This is a genomic window from Rhizobium sp. Leaf262, from assembly GCF_001422245.1.
Taxonomy (GTDB): domain Bacteria; phylum Pseudomonadota; class Alphaproteobacteria; order Rhizobiales; family Rhizobiaceae; genus Agrobacterium.
The window spans coordinates 228,596-246,277 of the sequence record NZ_LMMM01000012.1 but is presented as its reverse complement, the minus strand read 5'-3'; the positions used below and the strand labels follow the sequence as shown (position 1 = coordinate 246,277).

The following is a 17,682-nucleotide window of genomic DNA, read 5'->3' as shown; positions in this document are numbered from 1 at the left end:
AAGGTCGAACGCCGAATTACTTGTTGCGGGCGAGCAAGGCCGTGACCAGTTCGTCCGTAATGCGACCATCCGGCGTTTGGCCAACGGACTTCTGGAAGTCCTTGATGGCGGTAACGGTATTCTTGCCCAGCTTGCCATCCGGCTCGCCAGCCTTGAAGCCATTGTTGTTGAGAATGGCCTGAATGTTGCGGATCGCCTTCTGCATGTCGACGGACGAGGTCTTGATCTCTTCGCCGCCGGTCCATTCGGCAGGCGTGTTTATGGAATTGGCCTCTTCGTTCAGCGGCGTCACCTGCCATGAATCAACCTTCGCCTTGGCGCTGGCAAGCTGCTCGGGCCGCATGGCCTTGGCGACGTCCTCGCGCTTCTGGCCCGCATCCATGTCGCCGTCGCGGGCGGCGATGGCAAACCACTTGTAGGATTCTTCTAGGCTCTGCTGCACGCCGCTGCCGCGGGCGTAGAGAATGGCAAGGTTGAACTGGCTGTCGCGAACGCCGAGGTTGGACGCCTTGATGAACCAGTCGCCAGCGGCCTTGAAATCCGGTGCACCGGCAGCGTCGGACGCAAGCAGCACGGCGAGATTATGCATTGCGCCTGCATTGCCCTGATCTGCGGCCATCTGGTAGTAACGTTTGGCTTCGGGAAGATTGCGCTCTACGCCGTTTGCCTTCTCATACATGTTGCCGAGGCGGTACTGGGCCGGTGCCAAACCGCGGTCGGCAGCCAGCTTGTACCACTTGGCGGCTTCCGTCCGGTCGGCAGCGACGCCGCGACCGTCGGTAAAACGTGCTCCGATCTCGAATAGCGCCTGCGCATCGCCCTTGGCGGCGGCCTCGGCCAGCGATGGTGGGGTAATGTTGGCCGGAACAGCAATCGGCTCTGCTGCGCGCAAATCGGTCTTCGCGAACTCAGGCTGCGTGACGTCGGATGGGGCAGTTGCAGCGGCTGGCTGCAGGTGTTCTGCAACGTCCGATATCTTCGGCGTCGTCGGTGCAACGATCGTCGGCGTTTCCTGCGGAAGTCGCGCGCCACCGATCGGTCTGGTATCGATCAGGTGTTCGGCCTTGTCCGCATCCGCCTGCATCCGTTCCCCGGCTGCTCTGGCGCTTTCATCGATGGTGCTCTCGACCGGGATCGTAACGGCGGGTTCGACCTTGGCCGATGTCGTTTCCGGTTCTGCTGCCGGCGGGGCAGACATGGGTTCGACGGTCTTCGGCTCGGTCGCAACGGCAGGAGGCGTTGCTTCACCACCCACGAAGGACTTGATCGCAGGCATGGCCATCATCGCCAGAAGAATGGCGCCGATTCCGAGCAGCAGGGGTCGACGGTAACGGGACAGCGCAGAACCCTGCTTCTGATCCGTCGTGTCGCGCTGCATGCGTGAGGCCGAGCCTCTTTCGGGCACGCTTTCCTGCGCTGCGGCCTGGGCGGCGCGGCGCGCGGCAGCGATGAAATCGGCTCGGTTGTCACCTTCGCCTGCACCGGCGCGGGCTGCTGCCGTCTGGCTAGCACGCACACGCTCGAGAATTTTCTTAATGTCCGGCGCACCGGAGCCGGGCTCCAGCAGTTCCGTTTCGATGTCGGCCTGCAAGGCATCGACAGGATCAAGTGCTGGGGCCGGATCGATAAGGGTGCGGGCCGAAACCTCGTTTTGCGGTGCGTCTTCCGTCTTTGCCGCGCTGGACTTGAACCGACGGGTCAGTCCAGAAAGCAGGCCACGCTTTGTCGGCACGTCAGACTTCGCCGCCTCAGGCGGCACCAATGTCTCCGTATCAGCGCCCGACACGTGTTCCACCGCGCTGCGGCCTTCTTGCGCGATCAGCCCGTCTTCGGGAAAGGTGGCAGCCGGCATGCGTGCATGGCCGTCATAATCCGCCCACTCCCGATCGGCATCTGTGCTTGCAGCCGATGCCGGTGCGCGCGATCCACCACGGCTGTCCAGATTGTCGAGACGCCCGGCGATCTGGACCAGCGTTTCATGCAACGCTTCGAAGGTGCGGTGCGTGCGCTCTTCTGTATTGCGGCTCAAACCTTCCAGCTTGCGCAGGTCGTTGGCCAGTTCCGTCAAAATGGCGATGTCGCCATTGGTTGCCGTTTGCGCCAGATTGTTGCGCGTGTGTGCTTCCAGCACCGCTTCCGCAGCCTGACGTGCCGCCTCGATGATGTATTCGTCGCTCGAGGCCATATAGTCTTCGATGGCCGACATGCGTTGGTCCAGCTCCGGCGACATGCCGGTGGTCTCGACGGCAGCCGCCGGTGCCTTCGTTTCATCCAGCTTGGCGGCGATGTCGCTCAGGCGATCTTCCAGCCGCTTGAACGCGGTGTCGTAGGACAGGGCCTTGGCCGGAGCAGGCTTTGCTTCGATTTCCTCGATACGGCGGGCGATCTTTTCCAGCCGCTCCGCCAACTTGTCGTTGACCGCACCGGTGCCGAGCTCGTCGATCTTACGTGAGATATCGGTGAGGAAGGTGGTCAGTTCCGGCTGCTGGCTGGAAGGGCGCTGCGAACGCTCCAGCAAGAGCGAAAGCTGATCGAGGCGTTCACCCAGCTGCGAGACGCTGCGTTCTGCAGACAGTTCTTCGATGCGGCTTGTCAGGGCGTCAAGACGCAGGCCCAAGGCTTCGGACGGCTTGTCCTTTGCCTTCGAGTAGTCGCTCAGCGCATCCATCTGTGAAGACAGAGAGTTCAGCCGATTTTCCAGCCGGTCAGCCAAAGCGGGATCGAAGGACGGGGCAGGCCGGTTTCCGGCGGCGGCAATGGCGCGGCTGATTTCATCCAGCCTCTGGTCGAGGCCGGAGAAATGCTCGTCATAGCCTTGATCGTTGGGCTGCACATGCTTGCCGATATGCTCGACGGCACTGGCGATGGTCAGCAGTTTCTCTTCCAGTGCCCGCACGCTGGCATTGCTGCCGACCGAACCGAGCTGGCTCTTGATGTCATCCAGCCGATAGGCCAGTGCCACGATTTCTTCCTGAAGCGGTGCGGTGTCGAAGCCGCGCAGGGTATCCTCGACATTGCCCCAGCGTTCTTCCATGCGGTGCATGCTGTCTTCGCGGGCAACCTGATCCATCAGGCTGCGAAGCTCTTCGAATTCGCTGCGTAACGCTTCTGCGTCCGGCGAGGTCGTCTGGCCCATACGCTCGATACTGGCAGCCAGCCGTGCGACATCCTCACGGATATCCTCGGCAAAATCCTGGGTTTCGGCAAAGGTCCGGATATTGCGAAGTTCGGAGCGCACACCCTGCATTTCGCGGGCGACACCTTCGGAGATCTCGTGCTTCAGTTCCTGCCGCAGGCTGACCAGTGCCTCTGCCACTTCGCGCAACGCAGCATCGCCCTGGGCGGGTGCTGGTGGTGGAGGTGCGGTGCGTTCGTAGCGTGCGGTTGGGCGGGGGCGTGCCGGTGGAATGGCGGTGGAGGCGCGGTAGTCACGGTCGCTGTAGCGACGATCGAGATCCCGCTCGGCGGACAGATCCGTGCGGCGCGGCATCTCCGCCTGCTGGCGTTCCCAGCGTGCGTCGAGCGCCTGCTGACGCTGGCGGATTTCGTTGACAGGGTCGAAGCGTAGATTGGATGAAGGTCGCGCCGGGCTGCCGGTCATCGCCGCGCGTTCGGTTTCTGGGCGGGATTGCGCGTTGTCGTAGGCCTGGCGACCGGGCTTGGCACCCAGCAGATCGTCGATACGGGCTTCAAGTCCTTCGATGGTACGGTTGAGCGCATCCAGCGACGATCTGTCACTGTGCTGCTGGGAGTTTGATCGCAATCCGTTCATCTTCCTGCCCGCTTCATCGTTGCCCGGTTATTCGCTTGGTCCCCATGGTTGGAGCAAGCAAAGGTCTTTTAAATTCGGCCACAGGAACCACGCGATTCTCGAAGCGGTCCCTGAAGACGAACAATTGCAGAAATGTGGTTAACAAATTATTAATTAGCAGTTCCTGTTTTAACGATTTCTTTAGTATTAGGCTTGCGCGAAGCTTGTCACGGCTGACGCAAACTTGAGGTAGAGTTGAATCCGACTCGCCATATTCGTGCAAAATGTCATTTGACGTTTACGCGCACGTCAAATATTGTCACCGCATATGAGGCCGGAGCAGTCCGGCGCGCGATGTGGAGGATCGTCCGTAATGCCTGTTTACAAGGCCCCAGTTCAAGACACACTTTTCATTCTCAATGATGTGCTCGGCATCGAGCGCTACAACAATCTGCCCGGCTTCGAAGATGCGACGCCTGACATGATCGAGGCGATCACGGGCGAGGCGGCGAAGCTTGCCGAAGAGCAGCTCTTCCCGCTCAACCTGTCTGGCGACCAGCAGGGCTGCAAGCGCGCAGAAGACGGTTCGGTCTCCGTACCTGACGGTTTCAAGCAGGCTTACGATGCCTATTGCGAAGGTGGCTGGACTGGCCTTGCCGTGCCGCCAGAGTATGGCGGGCAGGGGCTTCCCTACACGTTGCACGCCGCCATCGGTGAATATATGTCGTCGGCCAACCTGTCGCTGATGATGTATCCGGGCCTCACGCAGGGTGCTATTGCCGCCGTTCTGGCGCATGGTTCCGATGAACAGAAGCAGACCTATCTGCCGAAGATGGTCGAGGGAACATGGTCCGGCACCATGAACCTGACCGAGCCCCATTGCGGCACCGACCTTGGCCTGCTGCGCACCAAAGCCGTGCCGCAGGGCGACGGCTCTTACAAGATCACCGGCCAGAAGATTTTCATCTCGGCTGGCGAACATTCCATGACCAGCAACATCATCCATCTGGTTATCGCCCGCATCGAAGGTGCGCCAGAGGGCACCAAGGGCATCTCGCTGTTCATCGTGCCGAAGTTCCTCGTCAATGACGATGGCTCGGTCGGCGCACGCAACGGCGTCGTCTGTGGTGCGCTTGAGCACAAGATGGGCATTCACGGCAACGCCACCTGTGTGATGAATTACGATGACGCGACCGGCTATCTCATCGGTGCCGAGAACAAGGGCCTGTCGGCCATGTTCGTGATGATGAACGAAGCCCGCCTCGGCGTTGGCCTGCAAGGTCTGTCGGTTGGCGAAATCGCCTATCAGAACGCCGTGGAATATGCCCGCGAGCGTATTCAGGGCCGCTCTCTCTCGGGTGCCAAGGCACCGGAAAAGAAGGCCGATCCGATTATCGTTCACCCCGATATCCGCCGCACGTTGATGACCATCAAGGCCTATAACGAGGCTGGCCGCGCCTTCCTGCTCTGGACCGCGCTGCAATCGGACATTGCCCACCGCGCAACCGACGAGAAGGAACGCCAGGCAGCAGACGATCTGCTGGGCCTCGTAACGCCTATCCTCAAGGGTGTGCTGACCGACAAGGGCTTCGATCACGCTGTGATGGCCCAGCAGGTCTTCGGCGGTCACGGCTATATCGAAGAACACGGCATGAGCCAGTATGTGCGCGATGCCCGCATCACCATGATCTATGAGGGTGCCAACGGCATTCAGGCGCTCGACCTTGTCGGCCGCAAACTCGGCCTCAATGGCGGCCGTGCCGTTATGGCGCTGTTCAAGGAAATCGGTGATTTCTGCGAGGAAAACCGCGCCGATGAAAGCCTCACGCTCTACACTAAGGGTCTCAAGAAGGGCCTGAACGACCTTCAGGCGGCCACCATGTGGTTCATGCAGCACGCCATGGCCAAGCCAGACAATGCCGGTGCCGGTTCGACCGACTATATGCACCTCTTCGGCCTCGTGGTGCTGGGTTACATGCAGGCACGCATGGCAAAGGCCGCACAGGCTGCGTTGTCCTCGGGTTCTGCATCGGATGAGCAGTACCTCAAGACCAAGCTCGTCACGGCGAAGTTCTTCATGGAACGCATTCTGCCGGAAACAGCGGTTCGCAAGATCCGCATTGAGGCCGGTGCCGACACGATGATGGAACTGGCTGCGGAAGCGTTTTGAGCACGGACTCCCTCCCCCTCGTGGGGAGGGTTGGGGAGGGGTTCTCCCCAAGGTCTATGCCACTGAATTCAGGTGCGCACGCGCCGACAGGGAGATGAGAAATGACTGACGTTTATATCTACGACCACGTCCGCACCCCGCGCGGGCGCGGCAAGAAGGATGGATCGCTGCACGAAGTGCCGTCCGTCCGCTTGGCCGCCAAGACACTGGAAGCCATCCGCGACCGCAATGGACTGGATACATCCACCGTCGATGACATCATCATGGGCTGTGTCGATCCGGTCATGGATGCCGGTGCCGTTATCGCCAAGGGTGCGGCGTTCGAGGCCGGTTATTCCACCAAGGCACCGGGCATGCAGATTTCACGCTTCTGCGCTTCGGGTCTGGATGCCATCAATTTCGCAGCCGGCAAGGTTGCGGCAGGCGCGGACGATATCGTCATCGCAGGCGGCGTGGAAAGCATGTCGCGCGTCGGCATGGGCATGTCCGGCGGTGCCTGGTACATGGACCCTTCCGTCAGCTTCCCGGCCTATTTCATGCCGCAGGGCGTATCTGCCGATCTCATCGCTACCAAATACGGCTTCAGCCGCGATGACGTGGATGCGTTTGCCGTGGAAAGCCAGAAGCGCGCCGCCCACGCCTGGGAAAACGGCTACTTCAAGAACTCCGTCATTCCGGTGAAAGACCAGAACGGCATCACCATTCTCGACCGTGACGAGCATATGCGTCCCGGCACGGATATGCAGGCGCTCGCCTCGCTTAACGCATCCTTCCAGATGCCGGGCGAAATGGGCGGCTTCGAAGCCGTCGGCATCATGGCGCATCCGGAAGTGGAGCGCATCAACTACGTCCACCACGCGGGTAACTCATCGGGCATCGTCGATGGTGCCGCTGCTGTTCTCGTCGGCTCCAAGGCTGGCGGCGAGAGCATGGGCCTGAAACCCCGCGCCCGCATCCGCTCATTTGCCAATATCGGCTCCGACCCGGCTTTGATGCTGACCGGCCCGGTTGATGTCACCGAAAAGCTGCTGGCGAAAACCGGCATGTCGATTGCCGATATCGACCTCTTCGAACTCAACGAAGCCTTCGCCGCCGTCGTGCTGCGTTACCTTCAGGCGTTCGACATCAGCCACGACAAGATGAACGTCAACGGCGGCGCGATTGCCATGGGCCACCCGCTGGGTGCCACCGGCGCGATGATCCTCGGCACGGTTCTGGACGAGTTGGAACGCCGCGATCTCAACACCGCACTGGTCACGCTCTGCATCGGTGCGGGCATGGGCACGGCAACGGTTATCGAGCGGGTTTGAATGCGCAGCGCCGCTGCCCTTACCTCCGTCATCCCGGCCTTGAGCCGGGATCCAGCAGCGCCGCGTCTGCGGCGCGAAAGGGTTCTTTGACGCGACAGACGTCGCGTCACTGGATTCCGGCTCAAGGCCGGAATGACGGTGAGAGACAGGCAGACGGCATCGAGAAATTCAGGGAAGAGGAATCCCACTATGAGCACTTATACCAATTTCACCGTCGAAACAGACGCAGACGGCATCGCCCTTGTCACCTGGGACATGCCGGAAAAATCCATGAACGTCTTCACCGCGCAGGTGCTGGAAGAGCTGGATGCCATCGTGGATGCCACGGTGGCGGATGCTGCCGTCAAGGGTGTGGTCTTCACATCGGGCAAGAGCACGTTCTCCGGCGGCGCTGATCTGTCGATGATCAAGTCCATGTTCTCCTTCTACCATGAGGAGAAGGAGAAAAACCCGGATGAGGCCGCCAAGAAGCTGTTCGATCTCGTCGGCAAGATGAACTGGCTGTACCGCAAGCTGGAAACCAACGGCAAGCCCTGGGTGTCTGCCATCAATGGCACCTGCATGGGCGGCGCGCTGGAACTGTCGCTGGCCTGCCATGGTCGCGTTGCTTCCAACGCCAAGAGCGTCAAGCTGGCACTGCCGGAAATCAAGGTCGGCATCTTCCCCGGTGCCGGTGGCACGCAGCGTGTCTCGCGTCTCACCGATGCGCAGTCCGCGCTTCAAATGATGACGACCGGTCAGTCGCTGACGGCCAGCCGCGCCAAATCCATGAACCTCGTCCATCAGGTGGTGGAGCCGGATCAGCTGATCCCCACTGCCAAGCAGATGATCAAGGACGGCCTGAAGCCCGTTGCGCCATGGGATGAGAAGGGCTTCAAGGCCCCCGGCGGTGGCATCTGGACACCCGCTGCCGCCCAGCTCTGGCCCGCAGCCCCGGCCATTCTGCGCCGCGAAAGCGCTGGCAATTACCCCGCAGCACTCGCCATTCTGAAATGCGTGTACGAAGGCCTGCAATTGCCCTTCGATACGGCCTTGAAGGTCGAACAGCGGTATTTCACGGAAATCCTTCGCTCGAAGGAAGCCTTCGCGATGATCCGCTCGCTGTTCATTTCCATGCAGGAACTGGGCAAGGGCGCACGCCGCCCCGCGGGCCAGCCAAAGAGCGATCTGAAACACGTCGGCGTCGTCGGCGCTGGCTTCATGGGCGCATCCATCGCTTACGTCACCGCCGTTGCCGGTCTCGACGTCACCCTCATCGACCGCGATGATGAAGCCGCCGCCAAGGGCAAGGCCACCTGCGAAGGTCTGGTGAAGGACAGCGTCGGCAAGGGCCGCATGACGCAAGAAGAGGGTGCCGCCATCCTCGCCCGCATCACGCCAAGCTCGGATTATGCCTCGCTGAAGACAGCAAACCTCGTCATCGAAGCCGTGTTCGAAGACCGCGACGTGAAGAAGGCCGTGATCGAAGCGGTGGAAGCGGTGCTCCCGGAAGGTGCGATCTTCGCCTCCAATACCTCTACCCTTCCCATCACCGGTCTCGCCCAAAACTCCAAGCGCCCGAGCGATTTCATCGGCATCCACTTCTTCTCGCCCGTCGAAAAGATGATGCTGACCGAAGTCATCCTCGGCAAGGAAACGGGCGACAAGGCACTGGCCGTGGCGCTGGACTACGTCGCCAAGATCAAGAAGACACCGATCGTCGTCAACGACACCCGCGGCTTCTTCGTCAATCGCTGCGTCTTGCGTTACATGGCTGAAAGCTATGACATGCTGATCGAAGGTGTGCCCGCCGCCATGATCGAAAATGCCGCGAAATTCGCGGGCATGCCTGTGGGACCGCTGGCGCTGAACGATGAAGTCGCCATCGACCTCTCCTACAAGATCCTCAAGGCCACCGTTGCCGATCTGGGCGAAAAGGCTGTCGATCCGCGCCATATGGAGCTGGTCAAGAAGATGGTGGAAGGCGAGGGCCGCTTTGGTCGCAAGAACGCCAAGGGCTTTTACGATTATCCGGCCAAGCCCGCCAAGAAGTCTCTCTGGCCCGGCCTGAAGGACCTCTATGCGCAAAAGAAGCCTGAGGATGTCGACATGGACGTGCTGAAACAGCGCTTCCTCGTCACCATCGCTCTGGAAGCGGCCCGCACCGTCGAAGAAGGCATCGTCACCGATCCACGCGAAGCCGATGTCGGCTCCATCCTTGGCTTCGGCTTTGCGCCATACACCGGCGGCGCGCTGTCCTATATCGATGGCATGGGCGTGAAAACATTCGTGGAGCTTGCGGAAAAGCTCAGCCAAACCTACGGCCCGCACTTCAAGCCAACCGCGCTGTTGAAGGATATGGCCGCCAAGGGCGATACCTTCTATGGTAGGTTCGATCCCTATGGGGCCGCCGCAAAGGCAGCCTAACACCGCAGGCACTCAACCATTAACAGGCCTTTCGAGGCCTGTTTTTCTGTCGGCAGCAATCTGTAATTGTTTTATCATTGTATAATATCAAAAATATAAATCACTTTTACTCAGGCTGGGTGTGCCTGCTCAATTAACCTTTGTCTTAGCATTCTTCATTACTTGATATTATTTAAGTGACATAATAACGGCTTATCCTCTATATCGAATTTGGCAACGGGTGAGGCACCATTGCTGACAGATATAGCGCGCCTCGATCCCAGAGGACTTCCCCCATGAAAAGAACTATCCTTGCTGCGACCATCGTTCTGGCACCCTTTTTTGCCCAGGCCGAAACGCTGAAATTTCCCAGCGAGGCACCCATCGCCTCGGTCAAAATCCCGGACGATTGGAGCCCGAAAGAAACCGAATCCGGCATCGATGCGACATCGCCAGATTCAGCGATCTACTTCTCCATCGACGTTGCCAATGATAAGACCATGGACAAGGTCATCGACGATGCCATCAAGTTCCTGACGGACAATGGCGTAGAAATCGATGCCAATTCCAAGTCCGATTCCGGCGATGTCGACATCAACGGCATGAAATTCGGCAGTATCGAGTTCGACGGCAAGGATGAAGACGGACCGGTCGATGTCTCCCTCGGCTTCGCCTCACCGAGAGACGGCAAAATGCTGGTCGTGACCTATTGGGGCACGAAAGCCACGCAGTATGCGCACCATAGCGAACTGGTCGGCATTCTACAGTCCCTGAAGCCTGTGAAATAATCGTTCCACCCTGAAATAAAGTAGGACGCTACCGCAAAAGCGGCGGCGTCCTTCGACGTTCGGGTCGAGCCATCGGATACGATAAACACTGCATCCTTTTCCTCACTGCTGCGTTTGCAGAATATTGCCATCCGGTCGCAGCTTGTGGCCACAAATGCATATGAGAGGAAAATTGAATGCGGGCGCCAATACGTTCCCATGGTTTCGACAAGCCGTCAGACCTTGAAGATGAACTGTCTCAACTGGACGACGACGTGAAATCAACCGCAAAAAAGCCGCCCGTCCGCGCAAAACCATCGGAAAAACACGGCGTAGAAGCGTCGCTTCGCGAAGATGTGGCAGAGCTCCGTCGCGAGGTGGACGCTATTCGCAAGCAGGTGGAAAAGTCGCAGGCAGCGCGCACGTCACAGCACGGCACGTCGCGCCACGGCGCAGACCTGGCCAACTGGCTACCCGTCGTCCGCTCAGTCGCCATCACTTCGCTGGCGGGTCGCATCTTCGCATCATCACCAATCATGGCCCTGCTCGTTGCAGCAGTTCCCTTCGCATTGGGGTTGTCCGCAGGGTCCCGATAAAATGTAGCGACAAAACTCAATGATTCAGACGGCCTGCACAAGCGGGCCGCTTTTGTTTGCATAAGCGAGACAGCTACAGTCCGCCGTTAAAAATCAAATACCTTAGAAGCTTTGCCCCACCTTTTGTCACCAACCGCACTCTCTTCAAAGCCTGCCCACAGCCGCGGCCAAAAAACTGTCAAAAAAGTTGAATCAGGCGCTTGCCATGGCCGAACAAGATGTTATAACCCCGCTCACTTCCGGGGCAGCAAGCTTCTCCGGCGCTTCATAAAAGCGAAGGTTCGACAAGAACCTGTAGTGCCCGAATAGCTCAGTTGGTAGAGCAGCGGATTGAAAATCCGCGTGTCCGTGGTTCAAATCCGCGTTCGGGCACCATTAACTTCTTAGAATTATTGGTGTTTTTTAAAGCTCTTTGATCCCGCTTATACTGGAAATACGCTAGCGCACATCTAGCACACTCCGCAAATAGCTCTTTTCTTTCAAGTCTTGTCTTGCCGACTTAGGCGCGGATTAGCGCAGCTTTAACGCAGGCGTGCTAGCAACGTAACCGATTTCGGAGAGTTTCATGTTGCAGCGTACCAAGCAGCCATTTGCCCTTTTTCAGCGCCCCGGTGGGACCATCTGGTCGGTTCGCTTTTCAGCGGGCGGCAAGCAGGTTCGAAAAAGTCTGGAGACAGAGAATTTTGAAGAGGCTCATCACAAGGCCTATCAAATCTGGAGCGAAGCGAACTATCGCGTAAAGAACGGCTTTACACCAGTTGTCCGTCCTTTCTCGGAAGTGGCTGAAGAATTTATCAAGCTTGTCATTGCCGAAAGCGAACGCAATGACCGCAGCGAGTATCATCCCCGCGACTGGCCTCCCGTCATTCGGCGTTACCTTGTGGGATTTTTTGCAAACAAACCGATTGATACCGTCCGTGAACCCGACATCGAACGGTATATGGAGTGGCGGCGGAATTACTGGGTGTCAGGTCCGGGTAAGGACATCGAATTCATCCGCTATGAACGCAATGGTAAAATTCTGCGACGTTCGGCGCGTCATGAAATCCCAACGATCAGCAGGCAGAGGGGTGAACTGACTATCGTTCGGGCCTTGTTTCGGCAGACAGTAAAATGGGGTTATTGCGGTAATCTCGAGATTCCTGACATCAAGGTCCGCAAGCGGATTGATAACAGTCGCCCCAGCTTTACGCCGGAGGAATTTGAAACGCTCATCGACAGCAGCCTCCAGCGCATTTATCCAGACCACAGCGGAAAGGGGAAATTGATCCGTGGACGAGATGGTCGAGTATGGCGGCAGTTTCGGCAGAATATGCATGTTATCTCCGACAGGCTGAAACTACACGCCCATATCGAAATCGCCTCCGGTACAGGCATGCGACCAACGGAACTTAAAAATCTCAACTGGGGCCATGTCGTCGGCTTCCGCTCGGTGCGTGTAAGCAAGCTGGCAGATCAGGATGTGCGGTTTCAGGTGCAGGGGAAGGGTAAGCATGGCGCTGTCGTGCCTCAACTTTCCGTCATTCCATGGCTCCACACGCTTTGGGATGCTTTCGAGCGAGAGTTGGGGCGGGGGCCGGATGATAATGATCCCGTTTTTGCCGATCAGAATGGGCAACGAATTCAGAGTTTCAAAAAAGGCTTTTCCGAGCTTTTGAAGGTCTGCAATCTACAGAAGGATTTTCGTGGCGTGGCGCGCACGACATATTCGCTACGGCACTATTATATCTCCGAGATGATAGCGCGGGGCGTTGATGTTTACGACATCGCTCGGAATACGAGAACTTCTATCGCCATGATCGACAAGCATTATGGTCAGGTCAGCACCGAGCGCCGCAAGGATCAGCTTAGGCCTGATCATAAGGAATGGTGAGTAAGAGCGGATGCTTTGCGCACCGAACTCAGTCTGTTCGTTTTAGGAACCGAGCCGGCTTATTTTCCCGAGTTCCCGCGCTGTTCATTCGTACGATTAATCTTTCGCAGAACGACATGAATGGTCGATAGGAAAAAATAAAACATCCAGCTTAACCAGACGGCTGCATCGTAACCCGTTTTCTGTTTTTCATTATGATGTCTTATCCCGAAATTGTTAGCGATATTGAACAGATCGCTTTCGTCCTTGTGTTCGATAACAGTTTTCACCTGTGGACGAAGATATTCGAGTACGTCAGCCAGATCGCGAACAGCTTGCCGCCGATCATCAATACTTGACCCATGACGCCGATATTGAGCTATAGCCGTGTCAATGCGACCGCGAATATTTTCGTCCTTAGTTGGGGTGTCAGCGGCAAAAATCGCTTCGAAACCCTGTTCGGCCTTGTGCAGGACGTCACCGGTTTCCGATAATTCAAACTCCCCCTCATAAAGATCGAGAAGATCGTTGATTTTTTGACGGAAAACTCTTTCGCCCTCGTGCTTGTTAAAGGTTTCCCAGTGCATGCCGCAGTCGTTAAACGAGTGATACGTCCCATCAATCGGCTTTGACACAACTGAAAAGAGATATTCGATGACGTCCAATAAATCGTCTTCTGTGAAGAACGGGCATTTTTCCTCAATGGGCCAAAGTCCATCTTTTCGAAGCTTAAGCATCATGTCGAGATCGGGAGATAATATGAGACCGGGCACATCCCCTTGGTCGACGCAGTACCACCCAAGGTATTCATTGAAATAGCCTTCAGCTCGGATGTCGCGGAACAAACGAATGAACAAATCTCTGATGACCTCGAGCGGAAACCCCGCTGCATTCTTATTTTTTCCTGTTCTGACCGAGTAAAATTGCTTCGCCATGTGCAACTCCTTTGGTGCTCTAGATACACCAAATCCGCGCACTGTGTCTCCCACCTACAGAACTCTTCGCTCGCCCTTTTGGCAGACGGCTGTATCCGGGAAACACTTGCAACAGTTTCAGAAAGGACACAGAATGTCGCATCTTAAGGCCCTAAAGCTCACGTCTGCCGTACCTGTTCGCGCAACTGTCGATCCTGTACAGCGGGCGCGGGAAAAAATGATCGCAACGCTGACTGAGCAGAAGCAGATGGCAGAGGCGAAGATAGCCGGTCAGGCGTTCGCGCCCACACATACGGTTCGTCGTAAGAATGCCGAGGGGCAGCGCGTTGAGGTTGAAACCCTCAAGCGCGTCCGTCAGGGATGGTTCACGGATGCGACGGGCAAGGTCTTCTTCGTGCTGCGCTATGCGGGCAAGTCCATCGACTTCGCCAAAGACAAGAATGCCATCGAAGTCGGAGAACTGGTAACTCTTCCGGCGATCATCGATACGCTGGTCGACGCAGTCCGCGCAGGTGAGCTCGACGTACAACTGGCGGCTGCTGCTGCAGAGCGAGGCAAGATGCTGCGCAAAACGAGCTAAGCAACGCAATCCTCTTCAAGCTACATACGAACCCCATGAGATGGATACCATCTCATGGGGTTCGTGGTTCTGGCGATGGGTCCAAGGGAGCGTCAACGGCACGTGGTTCCCGCTCACCGCTGTCACGCTGCACTTCAGGTCTTGCCCGCATTCCTTGATATGTCTGTGCTTCTGCATGATTGCGCCGGATGCTGTCCCTTGCGCTGTTGCCCCCAGCCTAACGGCATTGCGTGTTTTGATCACCCTCCACTTCTTAGCTCGCTCTCTCAGGCAAAAGGCAGTTTTCTCCCGCCGGAACAGAAGCGGGAACTATATGCGAGAGCACCAAAAGAGATCGCGCTGCCACAGCGACAACGACAATCGCAAGAATATCGAGCAGGCAAGGATCGATCTCGCCCTGCTATTCATGACCGACCTACATGTGGGCGCGATCTCCTTCCATAAGCAAAAGGCCAAGGGATCATCTTTGGACCTTGTTTACGAGATAGGCGGGGTTGTTCACCGCCGAAGCTACCTGTCACCGTTGTCCTGGCGTGCGATCATGCTGTTTGCTCTCGACGAGGGCGAGAAAGTCACCGTTCACGAGATGGACCGACCGGGCCGATATCAGCGGCTCTTTCCGAGAACTTTAATGCACCGCCTGGACTGGCATGCAAGACTGGACGCGGATTTCCCGCCCGTTGCCCGCCTCTATGATCCGAACGGGTACGCCGTGATGTTGCTGACCCGCAGCCGTTTTTGCGGTCACGCTGTCGATACCCTACACAGTCTCGGAGAAGGCAAACCTGTGTTCCAGCCATTGTGGATTTCCGACATCATGGCGCTACGCCCGATGCTTGGCATCGAGTTCATTCGGGATGAGACCTTCACGGCCACTCTACCGATCAGCGCCTATATCAAGGCAGCGGCCAAGTCCGGGCGCATTCCCGATGCGCCTGAATTATCTGAATTGGACCTTTCCGGCGCTGTTCCGTCGCTCCCGTCGCCAGAGCCTGCGCAGGTCATCTCCCGCATCTTTGACCAGCAATGTCGAGAGCATCCACAGATGGAACAGCTCCGTGGGCGGACGATCTACGAGGATTACAAATTCTAGCCTCCGCCGCCTATGGTTTTGCTACGACAACTCGACCCGGACGACCCGATAGGCAGTTCCTCACAAAGTCGCGGCGATCCAGCAAATGTTCCGATCCCATCCGCAGGCCTTGAGCCCCGTACTTCGCCGCGATGACCTCGTTGCCCTTCTTCATTTTAGCTGTTGTATGGCGAAAATGGCTTTTACCGGAAAACTCCTTCAGCACGATGTTGTCGCAGCGATAAACCGTGCAACCTTGGCTGACGGCCTCCATGGCGAGCAACGTGTCCTCCCCAAGCCCGGTATGGGGTGGCGTAAGAATTTGGGGCCGACCCGAAAGCCGGAAGTTTCTGACGATAAACAAGCTGCCCTTGAGATCGTAATTACCGGAAAATATATGGTGGTCCCGATATATGACCGGATCAGCTGACCATATCGTGTTGTGTCCGGGCGGTTTTCCCGGATTGATTGGAAAGAAAAAGTCGATGTCGTCATACGCCCCGGAATCGTTTTTTGCCATCTCCGAAAAGAATGCTGCGCCGCTATTATGATTGGGACTATCATAGAGAATAGCATCGTCGTCCATGATGATTCCCCAAGGATGATCACTCGCATAAAATGCTTCCAGAGCAGCATTCCGATTGAGAACAACGGATTGCGCGGGCGCTTGAATTACACCACCGCCACGCGCCACTAGACGGCCGAGTTCTCGCGCATTCTTCAACGCAAGCGGTCCCCAGTTGGAGGCGATGACGTGAATAGGGATATCGGTCATCAGCTCCCACCAGCGTAGCTGCTTTTCAAGATCGAGCCGCCGCGAGTCCTGATGCTTTTGGTTGTTTGGCATAAAGGAGACGATGTACGCCGCGAAAAGACCGCCGGATGAATACGGCGTATCGGGGAATGTGACGGGTATGCTGCCGTAGGTTTTGTCGATTGTGGGCATTGGTAGACTTTCGTTTTGAGGAGAGTTTGTGGCGAGGCGTTTCCATCTATCTGACGTAGCCATCTGAACTGCCTGCCTCTTCCTCGAGGCTCAGTGGCCTTTTTAACATGAGCGTACGCAAGGAATTGAGGGCCTTGCCCGATTGTCGGCCAGCGAATGTCTCATCGATCAGAGTGATGCAGCGTTGCAGGCTATAGGCCACGGCGGAATTTTTTCCCTGTTGGGCCATGTCTGCTAGGCGGTTCGCCTGCATGATTGCGGAAAGCTCACTGTGAACGGCATGATTAGACACCATCATATTACCGATAGTATCCACTGCGGCTTTGGAAGGATCGTTACCCGGCATGAAATCGCCGTTAGTACATAGGTCGGCCAAAGGGCTGCGGTATGGAAACGGAGCGCCCGGATTAAACTCACCACCGCGGGCAGGAAGCGTATGATTGCTCAACCGAAAGCCGGTATCGGTTGCGACGAGGCCGGTGGTAATCTGACCGTTGCGCTGCGCAATCGCAAAACCAAGAGAGCTATCGAAGCTTACAGAAATATCCGTTCGCACATGTTTCCGCAAAGCACGTTGCAAGGCAGTCGCGAGAACCGCAAAGGTCGGCTGACTGGTGCCGAGGAAATGAATATGGGCGACGTGGTCGAACTTGCCCGCGTCGAGCATGTCGACAAACCTAGCAGCCCAAAACCACATGTCCAGTCTCGTATGGCCGCCGATCGCAAGCCCCTCAAGCGGCAGATCAGCGATTCCACCGCACCAGAGTTTCGCTTCCTTATGGTTCCGTCCCTGGTGAACTGACAGAAGGCGGAGGTCCGGGTTTGACCGGTTATCTTTGGCGAACCTCAGATTATCCATTGTTCGAGTTAGACATTCTTCAAACGATGTGACGCCGCTTTTCGGCACATCGAGACTACGGGTGGGAACGTCGAGAATAATACCAACATCGCAGCACCGCTCCTGCCAAAGAAGAACCTCTTTCCGAAATGACGCCTGAGAAGACTTTACTGCTCCGTTGATCAGCGAAAAGCCGCCGCTGTCCCCAACTACGAAACTCGCGCTGCGGTCGCGCTGGCCGATCATGTCGGGCTGCTTGTCCCCGACTGCGAAGGCAGCTGTGTAAAGAGCGTTGGGCCACGTAAAAAGTTTGCTCCCTGAGCCGAGAAAATCGAAATCCTTCGGCTTCACCTCATGAGGCAGTCGTGCCGATAGTTCGGCGGTTGCAGTCTTGACCGCGAAGTGCGCGTAATTTTGATTGGGCGCGGGTAGATAGAGGGCATAATCCGCCCAAAGTTTCGCAAAATCCATTGAGACGTT

At 57.2% G+C, this 17,682-nt stretch carries 12 protein-coding genes and 1 tRNA gene; 9 read left to right on the top strand and 4 right to left on the bottom strand.

The window, feature by feature from the left end; genetic code table 11:
* Nucleotides 1–16 precede the first annotated feature (16 nt).
* Nucleotides 17–3,772: a peptidoglycan-binding protein gene (locus ASF29_RS12155; protein ID WP_062450936.1), complete on the bottom strand. Its 3,756-nt coding sequence runs from the start codon at nt 3,770–3,772 to the stop codon at nt 17–19.
* 352 nt (nt 3,773–4,124) lie between these two features.
* Between ASF29_RS12155 and ASF29_RS12150 the strand changes: the two genes are divergently transcribed.
* From ASF29_RS12150 to ASF29_RS12120, 7 genes are all read left to right on the top strand, one after another.
* Nucleotides 4,125–5,921: an acyl-CoA dehydrogenase C-terminal domain-containing protein gene (locus tag ASF29_RS12150; RefSeq protein ID WP_062450935.1), complete on the top strand. Its 1,797-nt coding sequence runs from the start codon at nt 4,125–4,127 to the stop codon at nt 5,919–5,921.
* 101 nt (nt 5,922–6,022) lie between these two features.
* Entirely contained in the window at nt 6,023–7,231 is a 1,209-nt protein-coding gene (locus ASF29_RS12145) for an acetyl-CoA C-acetyltransferase (protein ID WP_062450934.1), read from the top strand.
* Nucleotides 7,232–7,420: 189 nt separating this feature from the next.
* Nucleotides 7,421–9,637 (top strand): FAD-dependent oxidoreductase, encoded by a 2,217-nt coding sequence (locus ASF29_RS12140; RefSeq protein WP_062450933.1) that lies wholly within the window; start codon nt 7,421–7,423, stop codon nt 9,635–9,637.
* A 275-nt stretch (nt 9,638–9,912) separates the two neighbouring features.
* Entirely contained in the window at nt 9,913–10,404 is a 492-nt protein-coding gene (locus tag ASF29_RS12135; RefSeq protein WP_062450932.1) for a hypothetical protein, read from the top strand.
* Nucleotides 10,405–10,580: 176 nt separating this feature from the next.
* Complete coding sequence (locus tag ASF29_RS12130; protein ID WP_062450931.1) at nt 10,581–10,979, top strand: hypothetical protein; 399 nt, start codon at nt 10,581–10,583, stop codon at nt 10,977–10,979.
* 299 nt (nt 10,980–11,278) lie between these two features.
* Nucleotides 11,279–11,354 (top strand) — tRNA-Phe (locus ASF29_RS12125).
* A gap of 190 nt (nt 11,355–11,544) precedes the next feature.
* A complete protein-coding gene (locus ASF29_RS12120; protein ID WP_062450930.1) occupies nt 11,545–12,852 on the top strand; it encodes a tyrosine-type recombinase/integrase in 1,308 nt (435 codons plus the stop codon).
* Nucleotides 12,853–12,911: 59 nt separating this feature from the next.
* Here the strand turns inward: ASF29_RS12120 and ASF29_RS12115 are convergent, their stop codons facing one another.
* The gene (locus tag ASF29_RS12115; protein ID WP_062450929.1) at nt 12,912–13,766 is read right to left on the bottom strand and encodes a hypothetical protein; all 855 of its coding nucleotides are present in this window, start codon (nt 13,764–13,766) and stop codon (nt 12,912–12,914) included.
* 133 nt (nt 13,767–13,899) lie between these two features.
* On the opposite strand from ASF29_RS12115, the gene ASF29_RS12110 reads away from it, so the two are divergent.
* Entirely contained in the window at nt 13,900–14,346 is a 447-nt protein-coding gene (locus ASF29_RS12110; RefSeq protein ID WP_062450928.1) for a hypothetical protein, read from the top strand.
* A gap of 313 nt (nt 14,347–14,659) precedes the next feature.
* A complete protein-coding gene (locus ASF29_RS12105; RefSeq protein ID WP_062450927.1) occupies nt 14,660–15,439 on the top strand; it encodes a DUF2958 domain-containing protein in 780 nt (259 codons plus the stop codon).
* Between the two features lie 10 nt (nt 15,440–15,449).
* On the opposite strand, the gene ASF29_RS12100 is transcribed toward ASF29_RS12105, so the two are convergent.
* Nucleotides 15,450–16,364 (bottom strand): hypothetical protein, encoded by a 915-nt coding sequence (locus ASF29_RS12100; RefSeq protein ID WP_062450926.1) that lies wholly within the window; start codon nt 16,362–16,364, stop codon nt 15,450–15,452.
* 46 nt (nt 16,365–16,410) lie between these two features.
* Nucleotides 16,411–17,673 carry a hypothetical protein gene (locus ASF29_RS12095; protein WP_062450925.1) on the bottom strand — a complete coding sequence of 421 codons (1,263 nt, stop codon included), beginning with the start codon at nt 17,671–17,673 and terminating at the stop codon, nt 16,411–16,413.
* Between the last annotated feature and the right edge of the window lie 9 nt (nt 17,674–17,682).

Bases quoted from the DNA above. Each gene is read 5' to 3' on its own strand.
- ASF29_RS12105 (WP_062450927.1), top strand. From the start codon at position 14,660: ATGCGAGAGCACCAAAAGAGATCGCGCTGCCACAGCGACAACGACAAT.
- ASF29_RS12095 (WP_062450925.1), bottom strand. From the start codon at position 17,673: ATGGATTTTGCGAAACTTTGGGCGGATTATGCCCTCTATCTACCCGCG.
- ASF29_RS12120 (WP_062450930.1), top strand. From the start codon at position 11,545: ATGTTGCAGCGTACCAAGCAGCCATTTGCCCTTTTTCAGCGCCCCGGT.
- ASF29_RS12115 (WP_062450929.1), bottom strand. From the start codon at position 13,766: ATGGCGAAGCAATTTTACTCGGTCAGAACAGGAAAAAATAAGAATGCA.
- ASF29_RS12110 (WP_062450928.1), top strand. From the start codon at position 13,900: ATGTCGCATCTTAAGGCCCTAAAGCTCACGTCTGCCGTACCTGTTCGC.
- ASF29_RS12130 (WP_062450931.1), top strand. From the start codon at position 10,581: ATGCGGGCGCCAATACGTTCCCATGGTTTCGACAAGCCGTCAGACCTT.
- ASF29_RS12155 (WP_062450936.1), bottom strand. From the start codon at position 3,772: ATGAACGGATTGCGATCAAACTCCCAGCAGCACAGTGACAGATCGTCG.
- ASF29_RS12100 (WP_062450926.1), bottom strand. From the start codon at position 16,364: ATGCCCACAATCGACAAAACCTACGGCAGCATACCCGTCACATTCCCC.
- ASF29_RS12140 (WP_062450933.1), top strand. From the start codon at position 7,421: ATGAGCACTTATACCAATTTCACCGTCGAAACAGACGCAGACGGCATC.
- ASF29_RS12135 (WP_062450932.1), top strand. From the start codon at position 9,913: ATGAAAAGAACTATCCTTGCTGCGACCATCGTTCTGGCACCCTTTTTT.
- ASF29_RS12150 (WP_062450935.1), top strand. From the start codon at position 4,125: ATGCCTGTTTACAAGGCCCCAGTTCAAGACACACTTTTCATTCTCAAT.
- ASF29_RS12145 (WP_062450934.1), top strand. From the start codon at position 6,023: ATGACTGACGTTTATATCTACGACCACGTCCGCACCCCGCGCGGGCGC.